Genomic DNA, 22,149 nt, shown 5'->3' on the forward strand with positions numbered 1-22,149 from the left:
TTATGAAAACAATAGATAATGACATTAAAATGGGACAATTAAAAAACGTATATCTTTTATATGGAACGGAAGACTATCTGAAACGGCAGTATCGTGATAAGCTAAAACATGCACTGGTAGAGCCGGATGATACGATGAATTTTTCGGCATATGAGGGAAAGGATATTAATCCAAAGGAACTGATTGATTTATCGGAGACACTGCCATTCTTTAAAGAAAAGCGTATGATTCTGGTGGAAAACAGTGGCTTCTTTAAAAACAGCTGTGATGACCTGGCAGAATATATGAGCCAGGTGCCGGAATCCACCTGCTTTGTTTTTGTGGAAGAAGAAGTGGATAAGCGTTCCAAATTATTTAAAGCGGCATCCAGGGCTGGAAGTGCCGTAGAATTTGAGACCCCGAAGGAAGATATGCTGATTCGCTGGATACTGGGCAGAATCCAGCGGGAAGGGAAGAAAATTACCCAGTCCGTGATGCAGCTTTTCCTGTCAAAGACCGGTTCCGATATGGAAAATATTGATAAGGAATTAGAAAAGCTTATCTGTTATACATTGGATAAGACAGAGATTTCTGCGGCAGATGTAGAGGCAATCTGTACCGGACAGACGGAAAATAAAATCTTTGAAATGATTGATGCCATCTCTGCTAAGAATCAGAAGAAGGCTTTGGACTTATATTACGATTTACTGGCATTAAAGGAAGCACCCATGCGGATTTTATTCCTGATTGCAAGACAGTTCCAGAATCTGCTTTTGATAAAAAGCATGTCAGCAAAAGGATATCCTGCTGTCAGTATTGCAAAGACTGCAGGGATGCCAAGCTTTGCAGTGCAGAAGAATCTTCGGCAGGCAGGAGCTTTTAAAATAAATCAGTTAAAGGATGCAATTGAAGACTGCGGACAGGCAGAAGAGGATGTCAAGACGGGAAGAATGGCAGACCAGTTAGCCGTAGAACTTCTGATTGTAAAATACAGTGCATAAAAAAAGAACGTTTCGAATGACGGTACGAAACGTTCTTTTTTATAATCGTTTATAATCTATGCTCTTCCGGCAATTATGCCATTTTGTTCACAGCTTTGTTTAAGCGTGAAATCTTTCTGGAAGAAGTGTTCTTGTGATAAACACCCTTAGTAGCAGCTTTGTTGATTTCAGATGTTGCAGCAACTAATGCAGCAGCAGCAGCCTCTTTATCGTTTGCAGCGATTGCAGCGTCTACTTTCTTAATAGATGTTTTAACTTTTGATCTAATAGCCTTGTTTCTATCAGCTTTGGTCTGATTTACAAGAATTCTTTTCTTAGCAGATTTAATGTTAGCCAACCTGTACACCTCCAATATGATTGTTTTATTGTTTTTGGTTGTTTCATTAAAGCCGGACACGGACGTTCTAATGTAAACATACTATGATAGTTTATCCCACATATTTACATCTGTCAATACATATTTGGAGAAAAAATGTAAAAAATAATAAAGAAAATTTATTTGGAAAAATTATTTACAGGAAGTGAAGCTATGTTTCAGGTAAGAACAGACCTCGCATTAGAGACGAGAGAAAAATTTGATGAAGATCATATTGAAGTAAAGGGAGTACGGGTGGATGAGGAAAGAATTTCACCGGAAATCATGATTACAAGGGTATTTATTGACACAGAAAACGGAGCAAAGGCAATGAAAAAACCGAAGGGAACATATATTACCATTGAGGCTTCGGACATGATGGAAGAAGATGAGGATTATCACAGAGAAGTGTCCGGGCAGCTGGCAAAAGTGATTGAAACCATGCTGCCGGGGAAAAAAGAAGAACTCAAGATATTGGTAGTGGGTCTTGGCAACCGGGAAGTGACACCGGATGCATTAGGACCTTATGTAGTAGATAATATGATGATTACCAGGCACATTATCAAGGAATATGGACAATATGCCTTTGGAAATAAGGCGACGAGCCAGATAAGCGGAATTGTGCCGGGCGTAATGGCACAGACCGGCATGGAATCAGGAGAGATTGTCCGGGGAGTCATTGAAGAGACGAAACCGGATATTGTAATGGTGGTGGATGCACTGGCGGCCCGCAGCGTGAAGCGTCTGAACCGTACCATCCAGATTACGGATACCGGAATCAATCCCGGTTCCGGTGTGGGCAATCACAGGCACGCCATTAATAAAGAAAGCATGGGAATTCCGGTAATTGCCATAGGAATTCCTACCGTAGTAGATGCCGCAACGATAGTTTCGGATACCATGAGTGACTTAATCGGAGCCATGCGGGAGTCAGCGCAGCTAAAAAGCGTGGGAAATGGGCTGGCAGGTCTGGATGAAATTGAAAAGCATGAGCTGGCAAGAGAACTTTTATCTCCACATTTGAATGCAATGTTTGTAACCCCAAAAGATATTGATGAAGCGGTAAAAAGGCTGAGCTATACCATATCAGAGGGACTGAATCTGGCATTCTCCCGGTTCTAAAGGGACAGAAGCTGCATAGAATATAGTGTTTGCTATGGCAGAACAGGAGGTGCTGGCAGCATGAGAGTCTATGGGCAAAGATATCAGGGAAAAACGGAACTGGTCAGGAAACGAAAAAAATGGTACAGGCAGTCTGCTATTGCACTTTTTCTGTTGTATGCATTTTTTCTTATGGTGAAAGCGGGAACCGGAAGGGAAACACTGGCAAAACGTTTTTTTTCTTATATACAAAATGAGATATCCATGTCCATGACCAGACAGTATATTCCGACTGTTGCCTATATGGCAGAGGGCAGGCAGGAACAGACACTGAGTGATTTTTTGCTGGAAAAAGTGACAGACCAGATACCACTTATCGGATATGCAGATACCATAAGGACTTATGATACGACAATTGAGAGCAGCCTTTCAGAAGAAGAGATTGTTGCACTGGAAGGAAAGGATGAAGCGGAAGTAGAGGCTAAGCAGATGGCGGAGGCAGCCAGCAGAGAGAATCAGGACTGCATAGTGGCAGAAATGGAGCAGGAAAATGCGCAGGCAGGAGCAGATGCGGCAGCAGAAGCGGCAGCAGAAGCGGCAGAGCAGCCGGCAGCCCCGGATAATACAGCAGTCAGCTCTCAGCCGTTGGTGGAGATTCCAAGAGAAAAATTAAATGATTTTGATTATCTGATTCAGAATTTTTATCAGGTGGACAATACAACAACCATCAATAGCAGTCAGTTAAATGCAGAAGAATTGTTAAATATGGATTTAACCATAAAAACGCCGGCAGACCAGCCGCAGATTCTGATTTACCATACCCATTCCCAGGAAATGTTTGCAGATTCCGACCCAAATGATGTAATGACGGGCGTTATGGGAACAGGGGAATATCTTACCAGCCTGTTACAGGAAAAATATGGATTTCAGGTCATGCATCATATGGGACAGTATGATGTGGGAGACAGAGATCACGCCTATGCCAATGCGGAGGGGCCCATTGAGCAGCTGTTAGCAGAGAATCCGAGCATAGAAGTGGTAATAGATTTACATCGTGATGCAGTGGATAAGCATATGGTGCGGGAGGTAAACGGGGTGCAGATGGCACCGATTATGTTCTTTAACGGACTGAGCCGGACAAAGGCGTTAGGAGATATTTCTTATCTCAATAATCCAAACCTTACCGGGAATCTTGCTTTTTCCCTGCAGATGCAGATTGCAGCGGCAGAGTATTATCCGAATCTTACCCGCCCGATTTATTTAAAAGGATACCGGTATAATATGCATTTTAAAGAGAAATATCTTTTGATCGAAATGGGTTCCTATACTAACACGCAGGAGGAGGCACGCAATGCCATGGTTCCACTGGCAGACCTTTTGAACAGAGTGCTGCATGGAGAAAATTAGAAAAACATTTCGTAATGAAAATGTAATAACTTTTTCGGAAAAACACATTGAAATCACTTGCATTTCTTATATAATAAAAGAGATGCGTAAAATAAAACGAAAGATATGGAGTTATCATGGAATTTTCAAGCTTAGAATTTTTATTTCGGTTTTTGCCGATTTTTCTTATTATATATTATCTGGTACCGGTAAAGTATAAAAATCCGGTACTTTTCTTTGGCAGTCTGGTATTCTATGCCATGGGAAACTGGAAGGATGCACTTCTTTTATTGTTTTCCATGAGTCTGAACTACATTCTGGTATTACTGATGGATCATATAAGTAGGAAGAGCAGCAGAAATACCATGCTTGTGATTTTGCTTTGCTATAATATCGGATTATTGTGTATATTTAAATATACAAGATTGTCGCTTCCGCTTGGAATCAGCTTTTATACTTTTACCATGCTTTCCTATGTGCTGGATGTCTATAAGAAGAAAACAGCAGCGTTGAGGGATTATCTGGAGTATGGAACTTATATCCTTTTGTTCCCAAAGCTGATATCCGGACCGATTGCCCAGTTTGCCAATATGGCAGGGCAGTTAAAGAAACATCCAATCCGTCTGGAGAAAATCGAACATGGTCTGACTCTTTTTATCATAGGATTGGGATATAAAGTAATTATTGCAAATCATCTGGCAATTCTCTGGCGTGATATTCAGGGCATTGGCTTTGAGAGTATTTCCACACCGTTAGCGTGGATGGGAGCATTCGGTTATTCTGCACAGTTATTCTTTGATTTCCAGGGATATTCCCTGATGGCAATCGGAATCGGAGAGATGCTTGGATTTGATTTGCCGAAGAACTTTGACCATCCGTATCGTTCCAGGACAGTGTCTGAGTTTTACCGCCGGTGGCACATTACACTGGGAAGATGGTTCCGTGATTATTTATATATTCCCTTGGGAGGCAACCGGAAGGGAAATGCGTGGACATTTTTCAATCTGCTGATTGTCTGGGTTGTAACCGGAATGTGGCATGGTTCTACCATTAATTTTCCATTATGGGGCTTGATTTTATTTGTATTTATTGCGTTGGAACGATTTGTAATCAGAAATTTTTTAGAGAAACATGGATGGCTGGCACACCTTTACATCTGGTTTGTAATCCCTCTGACCTGGGTCGTGTTTGCAATTACGAAGTTATCTGATTTGAAAGTATATTTTGCAAGACTGTTCCCGTTCTTTGGAACCGGAATCGCAGTCAATGCAGGCGATTATCTGAAATACGGCAGAACCTATGGAGTGTTTTTCCTATTGGCATTTGTGGTATCACTTCCTTTTATGGATAAGATATTAAAAAAATGCTGGAAGAAGTGGTGGATGAAAGCAATTTTGTTTGTTGTATTATGGATTTGTATTTATCAGATTGCAAATGGACTGAACAATCCGTTTATGTATTTTAGTTTTTAATGGGAGGCTGTCATGAAGAAATGGAAGAAATGTCCGCTTCTTATTGTTACGGTAATCAGTATGCTGCTGGTAAGCGGTGTTGCATTAGCCGGAACAAAGGGCGCATATAAAGAATATAATAAGGACTGGCCGAAGGTTCCGGCGGTGGCTGGCATGATGCAGGCATCCAAAGAGGGCATTCTGCCATGGGATAAGGCAGAACCGGAGGAGGATTTGGAAAGCGTATATGCTGACAAAGAGGGGCTGGCAACGGAAGAAGCAACAGAAGCAGTTGCAGATACGGAGGCAGAAGTGGATAAGACTTATACTTTTACCGATGTAACCCAGGATTATTTTGATGATGCAGTATTTATCGGAGATTCCAGAACCGTTGGCTTAAGAGACTATGGCGGCTGGGATAATGCAACTTATTATGCCAGTATCGGACTTACGGTCTATGATATGTTTGATACGCCGATTGTCGAGGAAAACGGCGCGAAGATTACCGTTGAAGAAGCATTAAGCGAGCATCAGTTTGGTAAAGTCTATCTGATGATTGGAATCAACGAAATGGGAACCGGTACAGTAGACAGCTTTATGAAAGCATATGAAGAAGCTGTCAATCATATCCGGGAATTACAGCCGGATGCACTGATTTTCTTACAGGGCATTATGTATGTAAAACAGGAAAAGTCAGAGACCGACCCGATTTTTAACAATCCGGCAATCAAAGAACGGAATGACAGAATTGCAATGCTTGCAAATAATCACGATATATTTTATATTGATGTAAATGAAGTAGTGACTGACGAAACAGGAAATCTGAATCCGGAATATACTTATGATGAGATTCACCTGCTGGGAAATATTATTCCCTGTGGACGGATTTCCTTTTGAAACATGGAATAAAGAAGGAGTAAATATATGTCAATCGACCAGAGTAAGATTCGTAATTTTTGTATCATTGCCCATATTGACCACGGTAAATCAACCCTTGCAGACCGTATTATCGAAATGACAGGGCTTCTGACCAGCCGCGAAATGCAGGCGCAGGTTTTAGATAATATGGATTTGGAGCGGGAACGTGGAATTACCATTAAGTCCCAGGCAGTCCGTATTATATATCATGCCAAAGATGGAGAAGAATATATTTTTAATTTGATTGATACACCGGGACATGTGGACTTTACCTATGAAGTATCAAGAAGTCTTGCTGCCTGTGACGGTGCTGTGCTGGTAGTAGATGCGGCACAGGGGATTGAGGCACAGACCCTTGCCAATGTATATCTGGCATTAGACCATGATCTGGAAGTGATTCCAGTCATTAATAAAATTGATCTGCCGAGTGCAAGACCGGAAGAAGTAGTAGAAGAAATTGAAGATGTGATTGGAATTGAGGCACAGGATGCACCACGGATTTCTGCCAAAACAGGGTTGAATGTGGAAGAAGTATTAGAGCAGATTGTGCATAAATTACCGGCACCAAAAGGGGACGCCAAAGCGCCTCTTCAGGCGTTGATTTTTGATTCTGTGTATGATGCTTATAAAGGTGTTATTGTATTCTGCAGAATCCGGGAAGGTTCCGTAAAACCGGGGACAACCATCCGCATGATGGCAACCGGAGCAGAAGCAGATGTAGTAGAAGTAGGATATTTCGGAGCCGGACAGTTCATTCCATGTGATGAGTTAGAAGCCGGAATGGTAGGTTATATTACTGCCAGCCTTAAGAATGTGAAAGAAACCCGTGTGGGTGATACCATAACAGAAGCAAAGCGTCCTTGTGATGCACCATTGCCGGGATATAAGAAAGTTAATCCGATGGTATACTGTGGATTATATCCAACAGATGGAGCCAAATATCCGGATCTTCGTGACGCTTTGGAAAAATTACAGTTAAATGATGCCGCCTTACAGTTTGAACCGGAGACTTCCATTGCATTGGGCTTTGGTTTCCGCTGTGGTTTCTTAGGACTGCTTCATTTAGAGGTAATTCAGGAGCGGTTAGAGAGAGAATTTAATCTTGATTTAGTAACGACAGCACCAGGCGTTGTATATCGGGTACATAAGACGGATGGTACCATGATAGAATTGACAAACCCATCCAATCTTCCGGATCCATCCGAAATCGAATATATGGAAGAGCCGATGGTTGCAGCAGAAATTATGGTGACATCCGAATATGTAGGTGCCATTATGGATTTGTGCCAGGAACGCCGTGGTATCTATAAGAGTATGGAATATATTGAGCAGACCCGTGCAGTTATTAAATATGACCTTCCGTTAAATGAAATTATTTATGATTTCTTTGATGCATTGAAATCCCGTTCCAAAGGATATGCGTCCTTTGATTATGAGATGAAGGGTTATGAGCAGTCAGAGCTTGTGAAGCTGGATATTCTTATTAATAAAGAAGAAGTGGATGCTCTTTCCTTTATTGTATTTAAGGATACCGCCTATGAGCGTGGAAGAAAGATGTGTGAGAAGTTAAAGGAAGAGATTCCGAGACATTTATTTGAGATCCCGATTCAGGCAGCCGTTGGAAGCAAGGTAATTGCCCGTGAGACAGTAAAAGCAATGCGAAAAGATGTGCTGGCAAAATGTTACGGCGGTGACATCAGCCGTAAGCGTAAACTGTTAGAGAAACAGAAGGAAGGTAAGAAACGTATGCGTCAGGTGGGAAATGTAGAGATTCCACAGGAAGCATTTATGAGTGTACTGAAGTTAGATGAGAAATAGATGACAGGAGAACATAGATGGAACTTTATGTGCATATTCCTTTTTGTGTAAGAAAATGTGAATATTGTGATTTCTTATCAGCACCTGCGGACGAGCGGTTACAAAACCGCTACGTGGGTGCTCTTTTGCATGAAATCAGATATTACGGACAGACAATGGGACGTCCGGCTCTTTCTACTATATATATAGGGGGCGGAACACCGTCTCTTTTAGCACCGGAATATATCGCACTTCTTTTAAAACAGATTCAGGTAAGCTTTGAGGTGGAAGCAGATGCAGAGATTACCATAGAATGTAATCCCGGAACTTTAAATGAGGAAAAACTTCTTACCTATAAAGAAGCAGGCATTAACCGTCTCAGCATAGGGTTACAGTCTGCCTTTGATGATGAATTAAAGATATTAGGAAGAATCCATACTTACCGGCAGTTCTTGGAGAATTATGAATGTGCCAGAAGATGTGGATTTGAAAATATCAACGTTGATTTGATGAGTGCCCTGCCTTATCAGAGTACGGAGAAATTTGTCACCAGCTTAAAGCGTGTCATAGCATTAAAACCGGAACATATTTCAGCCTATTCCCTGATTATCGAAAAGGGAACACCATTTTATGAAAAATACAAATTCGAGGCAGTGCTCCGGGAAGCCGGAAAGCCGACAGAGCATCTGCCATCTGAAGAGACAGAGTATGAAATTTATAAAAAGACTCAGGAGATTCTTGCAGAGGCAGGTTATGAGCATTATGAAGTATCCAATTATGCAAAGCAGGGGAAAGAGGCAAGGCATAATATCGGATACTGGAAGCGGGTACCGTATCTTGGGGTAGGACTTGGGGCAGCTTCCTTGATTGGAGAAGTACGCTACAGTAATATAAGAGAGATTGAAGCGTATATCAAAGCATGCGGTAATATTTCGGCGAAGGAAATAGATGGAGTACCGGCATTGAATCTCCATGAGAGTGCAGATGCAATCAGCCGCCATGCCCAGATGGAAGAATTCATGTTTTTAGGCCTGCGTATGTTAAAGGGAGTTACAAGAACAGAATTCAAAGAGACTTTCGGCGTGGAAATAGAAGCAGTATATGGCGAAGTCTTAAACCAGCTTCAGGAAGAGGACTTAATCGAGAAAAAAGCCGGTGTAATAAAGCTCAGCGACCACGGTATGGACATCAGTAACTATGTACTCGCCCAGTTTTTACTGGATTAAGTAGTGCGGTGTTGAACCGCATTGAATCAGAACAAATCTAAAGAAATTATAAAATTATAAAATGCTGTTGACAAAAAAAACGAATGGTGCTATCTTAAGTACATAGAAATTAGCACTCTTTCAAGTTGAGTGCTAACAACAAAGAAAAAGCAGTACAAAAAGCTTTTCCAAATACCTATAAAAGTTTCATTTTCAGGAGAACGTGAATGAACGAGAACGAATTAGATGAAAGAAAAACAAAAATCTTAAATGCAATCATTCGCAACTATCTGGAAACGGGTGAGCCGGTTGGTTCAAGAACCATTTCCAAGTATACGGATTTGAACTTGAGTTCCGCAACAATCCGGAATGAGATGTCGGACTTGGAAGAGATGGGATATATTTTGCAGCCACATACATCGGCAGGAAGAATTCCATCCGATAAGGGATATCGCTTCTATGTAGATAATCTGATTGCAGAGAAGGACAAAGAAGTATCCGATATGAAAGAGTTCGTAATTGAACATACGGAGAAGATGGAACAGGTATTGCAGCAGGTGGCAAAGTTGTTGGCGAACAACACGAATTACACCACCATGATAACAGCACCGCAGTATCACCACAACAGCCTGAAGTTCATCCAGTTATCCAATGTGGATGATGAACATATTCTGGCAGTTGTCGTATTGGAAGGCAATCTTGTGAAAAATAAGATGATTCCGATAGAAGAGCCGATAGATAATGAGCATATGTTAAAACTTAACATGCTTTTGAATACACATTTAAATGGATTGTCATTAGATCAGATTAATCTGGGCACCATAGCAGTGTTGAAAGAGAAAGCCGGTATCCATTCCAAAGTCATCAGTGATGTATTGGATGCAGTAGCAGAAGCAATCAGCGAAGACGAGGATTTGGAGATATATACCAGCGGTGCAACGAATATCTTAAAATATCCGGAGTTATCGGATTCGCAGAAAGCAGGAGAGCTTTTAGATGCGTTAGAAGAGAAGAAACAGTTAGTAAGTCTGGTGACGGATAACCTCAGCAATGAGGAGAACGGCATACAGGTTTATATAGGAGATGAATCTCCAATTCAGACCATGAAGGACTGCAGTGTGGTAACAGCTACCTATGAACTTGGTAAAGGCGTGAAGGGAACGATAGGAATTATCGGACCGAAGCGTATGGATTATGAGAACGTCATGGATAATCTGAAAAATTTGAAATCACAACTAGAAGGCATATTTGATAAGCCGAAGAAAGAATAGCATAGAAAGGTGGCAAGGAAGTGGCAGAAGAAAAGAAAGAAGAAGTGCTTGAGGAAGTATTAGAAGACTTAGAAGCAGAGGATGCAAAAAAGCAGGAAGAAGCACAGAATACCGCCTCAGAAGAAAAAGAAGTTGAGGCAGAAGAAAAAACGGAAGATACCGAATCTGAACCGGAAGAAATAGAGAAAGAAGATGAGGAGAAAAAGAAAGGTATCTTTAAAAAGAAAGACAAGAAAGATAAGAAGGACGAACAGATTGAAGATTTAACCGACCGGCTGAAACGTCAGATGGCAGAATTTGAAAACTTCCGTAAGAGAACGGAAAAGGAAAAGAGCCAGATGTATGACATGGGAGCCAGTGCAATCTTAGAGAAAATCCTTCCAGTTATCGACAATTTTGAAAGAGGGCTTGCAGCTGTACCGGAAGAAGACAAAAACAATGGCTTCGTAGAAGGTATGGATAAGATTTATAAGCAGATGATGACAGTGCTGACAGAAGTTGGTGTAACACCGATTGAAGCAGCCGGTCAGGAGTTTGACCCGAATCTCCATAATGCAGTAATGCATGTGGAAGATGAAGAACTCGGTGAGAATGTAGTAGCCGAGGAGTTACAGAAAGGTTACAAGTACAAAGAAAATGTAATCAGACATAGCATGGTAAAAGTAGCGAATTAAGCATAGGAGGATAAGAACATGAGTAAAATTATTGGTATTGATTTAGGAACAACAAACAGTTGTGTGGCAGTTATGGAAGGTGGAAAACCTACCGTTATAGCAAACCAGGAAGGTGCAAGAACAACACCATCTATCGTAGCATTTACAAAAACAGGTGAGCGTCTGATTGGTGAACCAGCAAAACGTCAGGCAGTAACCAACGCAGAGAAAACAATCTCTTCCATTAAGAGACATATGGGAACCGATTACAAAGTAAGCATTGATGACAAACAGTATTCTCCACAGCAGATTTCTGCAATGATTTTACAGAAATTAAAAGCTGATGCAGAAGGATATTTAGGAGAAAAAGTATCAGAAGCAGTTATTACTGTACCGGCATACTTCAATGATGCACAGCGTCAGGCAACCAAGGATGCAGGTAAGATTGCAGGACTTGATGTAAAACGTATCATCAACGAGCCGACAGCAGCAGCACTTGCTTATGGACTGGACAACGAAAAAGAACAGAAAATTATGGTATACGACTTAGGTGGTGGTACATTTGATGTATCTATCATCGAAATCGGTGACGGAGTCATCGAAGTATTATCTACAAATGGTGATACCAGATTAGGTGGAGATGATTTCGATAACAAGATTACACAGTGGATGATTGACGAATTCAAGAAAGCAGAAGGCGTTGACTTATCTACTGATAAGATGGCTCTTCAGAGATTAAAAGAAGCTGCAGAGAAAGCTAAGAAAGAGTTGTCTTCAGCAACAACAACCAATATCAACCTGCCATTCATTACTGCAACAGCAGAAGGACCAAAGCACTTTGATATGAACTTGACAAGAGCAAAATTCGATGAGTTGACACATGACTTAGTAGAAAGAACAGCAATTCCGGTACAGAACGCTATGAAGGATGCAGGCGTAACCAATGCAGACTTAGGCCAGGTATTATTGGTTGGTGGTTCTACACGTATCCCGGCTGTTCAGGATAAAGTAAGACAGTTAACAGGCAAAGAGCCAAGTAAATCCTTAAACCCGGATGAGTGTGTAGCACTTGGTGCTTGTATCCAGGGTGGTAAATTAGCAGGAGATGCCGGCGCAGGTGATATCCTTCTTCTGGATGTTACTCCATTGTCACTGTCTATCGAGACCATGGGTGGAGTTGCAACAAGACTGATTGAGAGAAATACAACAATTCCTACAAGAAAGAGCCAGATTTTCTCAACAGCAGCAGATAATCAGACAGCAGTAGATATCAACGTAGTGCAGGGTGAGCGTCAGTTCGCGAGAGATAACAAATCCCTTGGACAGTTCCGTCTGGATGGTATCCCACCAGCACGTCGTGGAGTTCCTCAGATTGAAGTTACTTTCGATATCGATGCAAACGGTATTGTAAATGTATCTGCAAAAGACTTAGGAACCGGAAAAGAACAGCATATTACAATTACTGCCGGATCTAACATGTCTGATGCAGATATCGATAAAGCAGTAAAAGAAGCAGCTGAATTTGAAGCACAGGACAAGAAGAGAAAAGAAGCAATTGACACCAGAAATGATGCAGATTCCTTCGTATTCCAGACACAGCAGGCATTAGACCAGGTTGGAAATAACCTTGATGCGGCAGATAAATCTGCAGTAGAGGCTGACTTAAATGCACTGAAAGCTTTAGTAGATGCAAATCCACAGGCTGAAAACATGACAGAGGATCAGGTTGCTGAGATGAAAGCAGCAAAAGAGAAACTGATGGAAAGTGCACAGAAAGTATTTGCTAAGATGTATGAGAATGCTCAGGCAGCTCAGGGAGCCGCTGGTGCAGGCCCTGATATGGGAGCAGGTGCAGCCGGTGGAGCAGCTGCAGGTTCCGCAGATGATGATGTGGTAGATGCTGATTACAAAGAAGTATAATTCTACAGATAAAAAGCAGTAGAAAGGGTTGGCAGTTTTACTGTCAACCCTTACAAACGGTAAAGAGGGAATAGATTATGGCAGAACAGAAAAGAGACTATTACGAGGTCTTAGGCGTTGATAAAAACGCAGATGACGCAGCAATAAAAAAAGCATATCGTGTCCTTGCCAAGAAATATCATCCGGATATGAACCCGGGGGATAAAGAAGCAGAAAAGAAATTCAAGGAAGCATCTGAAGCATATGCAGTACTGAGCGACCCGGAGAAGAGAAAACAGTATGACCAGTTTGGCCATGCAGCCTTTGATGGAGGTGCCGGCGGAGCAGGCGGATTTGATTTCTCAGGTATGGATATGGGAGACATTTTTGGAAGCTTTGGAGACATTTTCGGAGATTTCTTTGGCGGCGGAAGACGCAGCAGCAGCAACGGACCGATGAAGGGAGCCAATGTACGTGCCAGTGTCAGAATTACATTTGAAGAGGCAGCATTTGGCTGTGAGAAAGAAATTGATTTAGTATTAAAGGATGAATGTAAGACCTGTCATGGTACAGGAGCGAAGCCGGGAACCAGTCCGGAGACCTGTAGCAAATGTCAGGGAAAAGGAAAAGTGGTATATACCCAGCAGTCCTTATTTGGTATGGTACAGAATGTACAGACCTGTCCGGAATGTAACGGAAGCGGTAAAATTGTTCGTGACAAATGTCCGGACTGTCGTGGAACCGGCTACATTGCCAGCAGGAAGAAGATTAAGGTCAGCATTCCTGCCGGAATTGATAACGGTCAGAGTGTAAGAATCCGTGAAAAAGGTGAGCCGGGGGTAAATGGCGGACCAAGAGGAGATCTTCTGGTAGAAGTAGTAGTATCCCGCCATCCAATCCTTCAGAGACAGGGCATGGATGTATATTCAACAGCACCAATCAGTTTTGCACAGGCAGCATTGGGCGGAGAAGTAAGAATTACAACCATCGACGGCGATGTGGTCTACGAAGTAAAACCTGGTACACAGACCGACACCAGAATCCGTCTGAAAGGAAAAGGAATCCCATCCCTGCGTAACAAGGCAGTCCGTGGTGACCAGTATGTTACACTTGTGGTTCAGGTCCCGACCGGATTAAATGAAGCTGCAAAAGAGGCACTGCGCCAGTTTGATGCAGAGACCGGTAATTCATTAAAGACACAGAATGGTGCGGCAGGCACGAAAAAGAAAAAGGGATTTATGGGAAAAATTAAAGAGTCCTTCGATGATTTATAAAAATGATAAAGCTGTTTCCTGAAAAATGGAGGCAGCTTTTTTTACGCGAGTAGCGAGAAAAATCGCATGCTTGCAGATTTGGCGAGCACCGCGATAACTCGAGAAACTCGCAAAGCGTGTTTCTCGTAGTTGAGTATTGTGATAATTCGGGAAAACTGCAAAAGTGAGTTTCTCGTTGTTGCATTTTGTGACAACATATTGTATACTGTTTCTGATTCATAAGTTTTTTGTAACCATATGTTGATTTAGGCAACCGTTTATGAGACAAGGAGAGAGATTTATGAAGCAGCATAACAGCGCTGTGATTAAGAAGGATGCAGCACAGTTTGATAAATGGTGTTTTCAGCAGACTGTGGAACTGGAACATACAAGGAGAGAACTGGAAAATTCCAAACGCGAGATGGAACACCATCAGAGGGAGTTAGAACGTCAGAAGCGGAAATTCGAGATGGAGAAGAATCTTGAACAGGAGCGGATGAAGCGGGAACAGCATCTTTTTGACATGAAGTGGAAAATATTAGAAAGTGAACTTCAGAAACTTGCTGCCGAAAAGCAGAAAATGGAGCGTCAGAGAGACTTTTACAGCAGAGTACATGAATTTGAACAGGAGAATAGAAACCAATCATCCAATGTGGTGAAGGGAGAAATGTTCTTTATGGGCGTGGGCAATGAAAAATCATTGCGGAAGCGTTATAAGGATTTGATTAAAATATATCATCCGGATAATCTCAATGGAGACACCGGTACCATTCAGGAAATTAACCGGGAATATCAGGTGCTGATGCAGAAACTGGAAGTAAAATATCAGTAATAAGATTGCAATAATAGCACAGCAATGACATAGCAATAAACAGGAAAATCAGCGGGCAGAAGAAATATGTTCCGCTGTTTTTGTGTTACCAGACATGCATAGGCGTCGCTATGTATCTAAAGAAGCTGTCTGCTGGTTGCCGTTGATTCCCTTACAGTTGCGAAAAATAAAAAGCTATGTTAAGATTAAAATGTTTGCTTTTTATAATAGAAGGTTAAGATAAGAACAGGAGCAGAAACTATGAAATGGGATAAATATACAATAGATACAACAACAGAAGCTGAGGATTTTATCAGCATGATGTTATCAGAAAATGGCATTGAAGGAATTGAAATCGAAGATAATGTACCATTGACGAAAGAAGAAACAGGAGAAATGTTTATTGATTTTCCGCCGGAGCTTCCACCAGACGAAGGAAAAAGCAAAGTCAGCTTTTATTTAGAGGCAGGCGAAGACCATACCGAGACTTTAAAGGCAGTCCGCATTGGTTTAGAGCAGTTAAGAAGCATGGTAGAAATCGGAAGCGGAGATATTACCTCCAGCCAGACCGAGGATATTGACTGGATTAATAACTGGAAACAGTTTTTTCAGTCTTTTTATATCGATGATATTTTAATCAAACCAACCTGGGAACCATTAAAGGAAGAGGATAAAAATAAATTCTTAATCGAGATTGACCCGGGTATTTCCTTTGGAACTGGAAAGCATGAGACAACACAGCTTTGTATCCGCCAGATTCGTAAATATTTAAAAGAGGGCGAGCGTGTTCTGGATGTAGGATGCGGCAGTGGAATCTTATCCATTGCAGCATTAAAGCTTGGTGCAGGCAGCGTAGTGGGCACGGATGTGGATGGAGATTGTATCACATCAACTCATGAAAATATGACAGTCAATCATCTGGCAGAAAATTCAGGTGAATTTTATGTTGGAAACCTGATTGACGATAAAGCATTTCAGGAAAAGATTGGCACAGGTTATGATCTGGTCGTAGCGAATATTTTAGCGGATATTATTATTCCGATGGCACCGGCACTTTATCAGTGTGCGAAAGAGCAGGGAGTGCTTATTACTTCCGGAATTATTGATTTTAAAGAAAACGAAGTAAAAGAAGCTTTAGAGCAGGCAGGCTTTGAAATCTTAGAAGTCAACCATCAGGCGAATGGGTCAATGTAACTGCACGGAAAAATCAGAGGTAAAATAGATGCATCAGTTTTTTGTTGAAAAAAGCCAGGTGGGCAAAGAATATGTTACCATAACCGGAAGCGATGTAAATCATATCCGGAATGTACTGCGTATGAAAATCGGAGAGACGATTCGCATCAGTGACCGGGAAGGTGGCAATTATTTTTGTAAGATTGCAGAAACCGGAGAAAATTTCGTGCAGGCAGACATAGTATCTGTGGACGAAGAAGGAACCGAGCTTCCGTCTAAAATCTATTTATTTCAGGCACTGCCGAAGGGAGATCGGATGGAAACGGTGATTGAAAAGGCAGTAGAACTTGGTGTCTATGAAATCATTCCGGTAGCCATGAAATACTGTGTGGTAAAGCTGGAAGGAAAAAAGGCAGCACAACGGGTACAAAAATGGCAGGCGCAGGCAGAGACTGCAGCAAAACAGTCAAAGCGCAGTATCATTCCAAAGATTCATGAAGTAGTATCTTTCAAGGAAGCCTTAAAGCTGGCAGAAAACTGTGATATCCGCTTAGTGCCTTATGAAAATGAAAATGGCATGGAAGGGACCAGGACAGTATTAGAGCAAATCGAACCGGGGAAGAGTATCAGCATTATGATAGGACCGGAAGGCGGATTTGCAGAGGAAGAGATTGCAAAAGCAAGAGAGACCATGCAGTCCATATCCTTAGGAAGAAGGATACTTCGGACAGATACAGCAGGTATCTGCATGATGTCCATGCTGATGCTGCAATTAGAGAGCCGTATATAACGAAAAAACAGTAAGAAAGTGTAGAAAAGTATGGAAGCATATCTGGATAATTCTGCGACCACCCGCTGCAGTGACCGGGCGTGTCAGTTAATGGTAGACCTTCTGACGAAGGATTATGGCAATCCATCTTCCCTTCATATGAAAGGAATTGAGGCAGAACGATTTGTTGAGACTGCAAAGAAGAAAATAGCAAAAACATTAAGAGTATCAGAAAAAGAAATCATCTTTACATCCGGTGGAACGGAGTCAAATAACCTTGCGATTATCGGTGCTGCAATGGCAAACCGCAGAGCGGGAAATCATATTATAACCACATCCATTGAACATGCATCCGTAGAGAATCCAATGGAATTCTTAAAGGAGCAGGGCTTTGACATTACTTATCTTTCTGTGGATGAGAATGGAATTATTTCACTGGAAGAATTAGAAGAAGCAGTAACGGAACAGACTATTCTTGTTTCCATGATGCAGGTAAATAATGAAATCGGAGCCATCGAGCCGGTTGCAGAAGCTGCAGAGCTTATTAAGAAAAAGAATCCGGCTACACTGATTCATGTAGATGCAATCCAGTCTTATGGAAAAATGTATATCTATCCAAAGAAGCTTGGCATAGACATGCTTTCCGTCAGCGGACATAAGATTCATGGTCCAAAGGGAAGCGGATTCCTCTGGGTGAAGGAAAAGACGAAATTAAAGCCGCTGATATTAGGCGGTGGACAGCAGAAGGGAATGCGTTCCGGAACAGAAAATGTACCGGCAATTGCAGGTCTTGGAGAAGCAGCAGAAGAAATCTATGAGAATCTGGATGAAAAGAGAGCGCATCTTTACGGATTAAAGCAGCGTTTTATCAACGGAATCGAAAAGCTGGAAGGAACCCATGTAAATGGAAAGACCGGAGAGGATTCTGCACCACATATCGTCAGCGTCAGCTTTGAAGGAATCCGAAGTGAAGTATTATTACATTCACTGGAAGACAGGGGGATTTATGTATCTTCCGGTTCTGCCTGTTCTTCCAATAATCATGCAGGCAAACAGAAGGGAAGCAAGACCCTTAGAAACATTCATTTAAAGGAAAACCTTCTGGATTCCACACTGCGTTTTTCCTTCAGTGTGCATACAACGGAAGAAGAGATTGATTACGCATTAGAAGTACTGGGAGAGCTGCTTCCGGTATTGAAGAAATATACAAGACATTAAAAGAGAAAGGAAATCATATGTATAAATCATTTCTGGTAAAATATGGAGAAATCGGAGTAAAGGGAAAGAACCGTTATATTTTTGAAAATATGTTAATGGAGCAGATCCGCCATGCGTTAAAGACAGCAGAGGGCGAGTTTGAAGTAACCAAAGAGCAGGGAAGAATCTATGTCAATGTAGTATCCGATGACTATGATTATGACGAGACCGTAGAAGCATTAAGCCGTGTATTTGGTATTGTAGGATTCTGTCCATTACTTCAGGTAGAGGATGAAGGCTTCGATAAATTAGCGGAGACAGTGGTAGATTATCTGGGTAAAGAATATCCGGAAAAGAACTTTACCTTTAAAGTAAATGCAAGGAGAGCAAGAAAGAATTATCCTCTTGATTCCATGGAAATCAATGCTGAACTGGGTGGAAAAATCTTAGATGCGTTCCCGGAGAGCAAGGTAGATGTGCATAACCCGGAGGTTATGGTCTGCATTGAAATCAGAAGCCTTATCAATATTTATTCCAAGGAAATTCCGGGACCGGGTGGAATGCCGGTAGGTTCTAACGGAAAAGCAATGTTATTATTATCCGGCGGAATCGACAGTCCGGTAGCAGGTTATATGATTGCAAAACGTGGAGTAGCGTTGGACGCAACTTATTTTCATGCACCGCCATATACTTCAGAACGTGCAAAACAGAAGGTAGTGGATCTGGCAAAACTGGTAGCAAGATACAGCGGACCTATCAATCTTCATGTAGTGAATTTTACCGATATCCAGCTTTATATTTATGAGAAATGTCCACATGAGGAGCTTACTATTATCATGCGCCGCTATATGATGAAACTGGCAGAGCATTTTGCTAAAGAAAACCGCTGTTTAGGACTGATTACCGGAGAGAGTATCGGACAGGTTGCAAGCCAGACCATGCAGTCATTAGCGGCAACCAACGAAGTATGTACCATGCCGGTATACCGCCCATTGATTGGATTTGACAAGCAGGAAATCGTAGAAGTGTCAGAAAAAATTGATACCTATGAGACATCTATCCAGCCGTTTGAAGACTGCTGTACCATTTTTGTGGCAAAGCATCCGGTTACCAAACCGAACATTGAATACATCAAGAAATCTGAAACAAAGTTAGAAGAGAAGATTGATGAACTGATGCAGACTGCAATTGATACGGTAGAAGTGATTCATGTAGAAGCAGAGTAGTGTGAATAGAAATAGAATGCTGTTTAGAAGCAGAATATTACGTAGAAACAGATAATATATAAAAGCAGAGCAATATATAGAAACGGAATTAAATAAGGGACTCGCACAGCGTAGCGGGTTCCTGCACAAATAAAAAAAGGGATTGCTTTCGCAATCCCCCCAATTCATTTACATCAATTCAATTATACAAGATAAGGTTTTAATGCTTCCATAATCTCATCCAGATTAGACTCTGCATGGATTGCTAAGTCGATTGGTTTGGATAAATCTAAGCTGAAGATACCCATGATAGATTTAGCATCGATAACGTATCTTCCAGAGATTAAGTCGAAATCAAATTCGAACTGTGTGATTGCGTTTACGAAGGATTTCACCTTATCGATTGAGTTTAATGAAATTTGAACTGTTTTCATAGTAAGACCTCCTTGGTTGCTATAAATACTTTTTCTTAATAGTAACTTCTTTGGAGGTAAAAGTCAACTAGAAGTGAGGAAAAAATCGAATGAAAAAAGCAGCATTGCACAATTTGGGATGCAAGGTGAACGCATATGAGACGGAGGCTATGCAGCAGTTATTAGAACAGGCAGGTTATGAGATTGTTCCTTTTACGGAACAGGCGGATGTCTATGTAATTAACACCTGTTCGGTAACCAACATGGCAGACCGGAAATCCCGCCAGATGCTTCATAAAGCAAAAAAAGAAAATCCGGACAGTATCGTTGTCGCTGCCGGCTGTTATGTCCAGACTTCATCGGAAGAAGCAGCAAGGGATTTATCCGTGGATATCATTATCGGAAATGACAAGAAACATGAACTGGTGGAGCTTATTGAAAACTGTATGAACCAGAAGAAAAATGCAAACGAAGAAACTGAAGGAGTGGATGACTGGAAGGAAAATATCTGCGATATTAATGAGAAAGGCAGAGCATATGAAGCGCTGTCTATCAGCCGGACAGAAGAACATACCAGAGCTTTCTTAAAGGTGCAGGATGGCTGCAACCAGTTCTGCACATATTGTATTATTCCATATGCGAGAGGTAGAATCAGAAGCCGTAAGGCAGAAGAGGTCGTGCGTGAAGTGGAGACACTTGCAACAAATGGCTGTAAGGAAGTGGTACTGACCGGAATCCATTTAAGTTCCTATGGATTAGACCATGGAGATAATCTTTTACATCTGATTCAGGAAGTGCATAAAGTAGAAGGTATCCGCCGGATTCGTCTGGGTTCCTTGGAGCCTGGAATCATCGATGAGAATTTTGTGAAAGAGCTGGCAAAATTAGAAAAAATCTGTCCGCATTTTCACCTGTCCCTGCAAAGCGGATGTGATGCAACCTTAAAGCGGATGAACCGGAAATATGATACAGCCACTTATGAAGCAGGCTGTAAGCTGATTCGGAAATATTTTACCCATCCGGCAATTACCACAGATGTTATCGTAGGATTCCCGGGAGAAACAGAGGAAGAATTTGAGGCAACGAAGGAATTCTTAGAGCGGATTCATTTTTATGAGATGCATATTTTCAAGTATTCCAAGCGCAAAGGTACGAAGGCAGCAGTGATGCCGGATCAGGTGCCAGAACAGGTGAAGACAGAACGCAGTAAGGTGCTTTTGGCACTGGCACAGGAAATGTCAGAAGAATTCCGGGAGTATTATGTTGGCAGACCGGAAGAAATATTATTAGAAGAAACCGATGAAATCGCAGGAAATGTATATTTTACCGGATATACCAAAGAATATGTAAAGATAGCAGTGCCGGAGGCAGAAGGGGAAGAAAATATTTTGGTGAAAGGCATCGTGACCGGACGGATTTCAGCAGATGTATACCGGATGGAAAATATTGAAAAAGCAGAGTAGAATTATCGGGAAAAGATAAGTGTATGAGAAGTGTATTTTGAATAATGGTTGAATTTTGCAGTACTTTATATTAGAATAGATTTAGCGATGCTTTTTCATTAGGAAGAACAAAAGAGCAAAATAAGGGCGTGAAAAAATGCAGAACATGAATAACACACAATATTTTAGAGTTGAAAAAGAACCGGAAATCAGGGTACATGATGTACTTAAGATTGTATACGAGGCATTATCCGAGAAAGGATACAATCCGGTCAATCAGATTGTTGGATATATTATGTCTGGTGATCCGACTTATATTACCAGTCACAATAATGCAAGAAGTCTGATTATGAAAGTAGAACGTGACGAACTTGTAGAAGAGATATTAAAGGAATATATCCATACAAATTCATGGAAGTAGGAGGCAGTTGATGCGGATAATCGGTCTTGACTTTGGTTCTAAAACCGTTGGAGTTGCCGTTAGCGATGAACTGCTTATTACTGCACAGGGAATTGAGATTGTGCGCAGAAAATCAGAAAATAAGCTGCGTCAGACATTGGCACGTATTGAAGAATTAATCAAAGAATATAACGTGGAGAAAATTGTTCTCGGCTTTCCGAAAAATATGAATAATAGTGAAGGCGAGCGTTGTGAAAAAACCTTAGAATTTAAAGAAATGTTAGAAAGGCGTACCGGACTTACAGTAGAGCTGTGGGACGAACGCCTTACTACTGTTGCGGCGGATAATCTTATGATGGAAGCCGGAATCCGAAGAGAGAATCGCAAAGAATATGTGGATCAGATAGCGGCATCCTTTATTTTACAGGGATACCTTGACTATCTGCAGAATGAAAAGAATCAGGAGTAAA

General features: G+C 41.5%; 20 protein-coding genes and 1 pseudogene. 19 read left to right on the forward strand and 2 right to left on the reverse strand.

What is annotated here, in order from left to right:
* Window positions 1–2: 2 nt before the first annotated feature.
* Complete coding sequence (gene holA / locus DW059_RS01110; protein ID WP_117696985.1) at window positions 3–980, forward strand: DNA polymerase III subunit delta; 978 nt, start codon at window positions 3–5, stop codon at window positions 978–980.
* Window positions 981–1,053: 73 nt separating this feature from the next.
* Here holA and rpsT read toward each other — a convergent pair whose 3' ends face one another.
* A complete protein-coding gene (rpsT, locus tag DW059_RS01115; protein WP_022243092.1) occupies window positions 1,054–1,317 on the reverse strand; it encodes a 30S ribosomal protein S20 in 264 nt (87 codons plus the stop codon).
* Between the two features lie 192 nt (window positions 1,318–1,509).
* Between rpsT and gpr the strand changes: the two genes are divergently transcribed.
* The 15 genes and pseudogenes from gpr (at window position 1,510) to thiI (ending at window position 19,445) form a co-directional block, all read left to right on the forward strand.
* Window positions 1,510–2,457 carry a GPR endopeptidase gene (gene gpr, locus DW059_RS01120; RefSeq protein ID WP_117696988.1) on the forward strand — a complete coding sequence of 316 codons (948 nt, stop codon included), beginning with the start codon at window positions 1,510–1,512 and terminating at the stop codon, window positions 2,455–2,457.
* Window positions 2,458–2,517: 60 nt separating this feature from the next.
* A complete protein-coding gene (locus tag DW059_RS01125; RefSeq protein WP_242986050.1) occupies window positions 2,518–3,843 on the forward strand; it encodes a stage II sporulation protein P in 1,326 nt (441 codons plus the stop codon).
* 116 nt (window positions 3,844–3,959) lie between these two features.
* Window positions 3,960–5,294, forward strand: a complete 1,335-nt coding sequence (locus tag DW059_RS01130; protein ID WP_117696991.1) for an MBOAT family O-acyltransferase — start codon at window positions 3,960–3,962, stop codon at window positions 5,292–5,294.
* Between the two features lie 12 nt (window positions 5,295–5,306).
* Complete coding sequence (locus tag DW059_RS01135) at window positions 5,307–6,170, forward strand: GDSL-type esterase/lipase family protein (protein ID WP_117696993.1); 864 nt, start codon at window positions 5,307–5,309, stop codon at window positions 6,168–6,170.
* Window positions 6,171–6,197: 27 nt separating this feature from the next.
* Window positions 6,198–8,009: a translation elongation factor 4 gene (lepA, locus tag DW059_RS01140; protein WP_022243087.1), complete on the forward strand. Its 1,812-nt coding sequence runs from the start codon at window positions 6,198–6,200 to the stop codon at window positions 8,007–8,009.
* Window positions 8,010–8,026: 17 nt separating this feature from the next.
* The gene (gene hemW, locus DW059_RS01145; RefSeq protein WP_117696996.1) at window positions 8,027–9,214 is read left to right on the forward strand and encodes a radical SAM family heme chaperone HemW; all 1,188 of its coding nucleotides are present in this window, start codon (window positions 8,027–8,029) and stop codon (window positions 9,212–9,214) included.
* 206 nt (window positions 9,215–9,420) lie between these two features.
* Window positions 9,421–10,464, forward strand: coding sequence for a heat-inducible transcriptional repressor HrcA (gene hrcA, locus DW059_RS01150; protein ID WP_022243085.1), 1,044 nt, complete (start codon window positions 9,421–9,423; stop codon window positions 10,462–10,464).
* Between the two features lie 20 nt (window positions 10,465–10,484).
* Window positions 10,485–11,138, forward strand: coding sequence for a nucleotide exchange factor GrpE (gene grpE / locus DW059_RS01155; RefSeq protein ID WP_022243084.1), 654 nt, complete (start codon window positions 10,485–10,487; stop codon window positions 11,136–11,138).
* An 18-nt stretch (window positions 11,139–11,156) separates the two neighbouring features.
* A complete protein-coding gene (gene dnaK, locus DW059_RS01160) occupies window positions 11,157–13,037 on the forward strand; it encodes a molecular chaperone DnaK (protein ID WP_117696999.1) in 1,881 nt (626 codons plus the stop codon).
* A gap of 77 nt (window positions 13,038–13,114) precedes the next feature.
* On the forward strand, window positions 13,115–14,290 hold the full coding sequence (gene dnaJ, locus DW059_RS01165; RefSeq protein WP_117697001.1) for a molecular chaperone DnaJ: 1,176 nt from the start codon (window positions 13,115–13,117) through the stop codon (window positions 14,288–14,290).
* Window positions 14,291–14,570: 280 nt separating this feature from the next.
* Complete coding sequence (locus tag DW059_RS01170; protein WP_242986051.1) at window positions 14,571–15,101, forward strand: molecular chaperone DnaJ; 531 nt, start codon at window positions 14,571–14,573, stop codon at window positions 15,099–15,101.
* Window positions 15,102–15,341: 240 nt separating this feature from the next.
* A pseudogene (prmA, locus tag DW059_RS01175) lies at window positions 15,342–16,297 on the forward strand (50S ribosomal protein L11 methyltransferase).
* A gap of 5 nt (window positions 16,298–16,302) precedes the next feature.
* The gene (locus DW059_RS01180) at window positions 16,303–17,043 is read left to right on the forward strand and encodes a 16S rRNA (uracil(1498)-N(3))-methyltransferase (RefSeq protein ID WP_022243079.1); all 741 of its coding nucleotides are present in this window, start codon (window positions 16,303–16,305) and stop codon (window positions 17,041–17,043) included.
* Between the two features lie 30 nt (window positions 17,044–17,073).
* Entirely contained in the window at window positions 17,074–18,240 is a 1,167-nt protein-coding gene (locus tag DW059_RS01185; RefSeq protein ID WP_117697004.1) for a cysteine desulfurase family protein, read from the forward strand.
* A 17-nt stretch (window positions 18,241–18,257) separates the two neighbouring features.
* Window positions 18,258–19,445 carry a tRNA uracil 4-sulfurtransferase ThiI gene (gene thiI, locus DW059_RS01190; protein ID WP_117697007.1) on the forward strand — a complete coding sequence of 396 codons (1,188 nt, stop codon included), beginning with the start codon at window positions 18,258–18,260 and terminating at the stop codon, window positions 19,443–19,445.
* Between the two features lie 182 nt (window positions 19,446–19,627).
* Here the strand turns inward: thiI and DW059_RS01195 are convergent, their stop codons facing one another.
* Window positions 19,628–19,858, reverse strand: a complete 231-nt coding sequence (locus DW059_RS01195) for an HPr family phosphocarrier protein (RefSeq protein ID WP_022243076.1) — start codon at window positions 19,856–19,858, stop codon at window positions 19,628–19,630.
* An 89-nt stretch (window positions 19,859–19,947) separates the two neighbouring features.
* Between DW059_RS01195 and mtaB the strand changes: the two genes are divergently transcribed.
* From mtaB to ruvX, 3 genes are all read left to right on the forward strand, one after another.
* A complete protein-coding gene (gene mtaB, locus DW059_RS01200) occupies window positions 19,948–21,300 on the forward strand; it encodes a tRNA (N(6)-L-threonylcarbamoyladenosine(37)-C(2))-methylthiotransferase MtaB (RefSeq protein ID WP_117697010.1) in 1,353 nt (450 codons plus the stop codon).
* A gap of 136 nt (window positions 21,301–21,436) precedes the next feature.
* A complete protein-coding gene (locus DW059_RS01205; protein ID WP_022243074.1) occupies window positions 21,437–21,700 on the forward strand; it encodes an IreB family regulatory phosphoprotein in 264 nt (87 codons plus the stop codon).
* A gap of 10 nt (window positions 21,701–21,710) precedes the next feature.
* Complete coding sequence (gene ruvX / locus DW059_RS01210) at window positions 21,711–22,148, forward strand: Holliday junction resolvase RuvX (protein ID WP_022243073.1); 438 nt, start codon at window positions 21,711–21,713, stop codon at window positions 22,146–22,148.
* Window position 22,149: the final 1 nt, after the last annotated feature.

It is taken from the genome of Roseburia sp. AF42-8, assembly GCF_003435965.1.
GTDB classification, from domain to species: domain Bacteria; phylum Bacillota; class Clostridia; order Lachnospirales; family Lachnospiraceae; genus Roseburia_C; species Roseburia_C amylophila.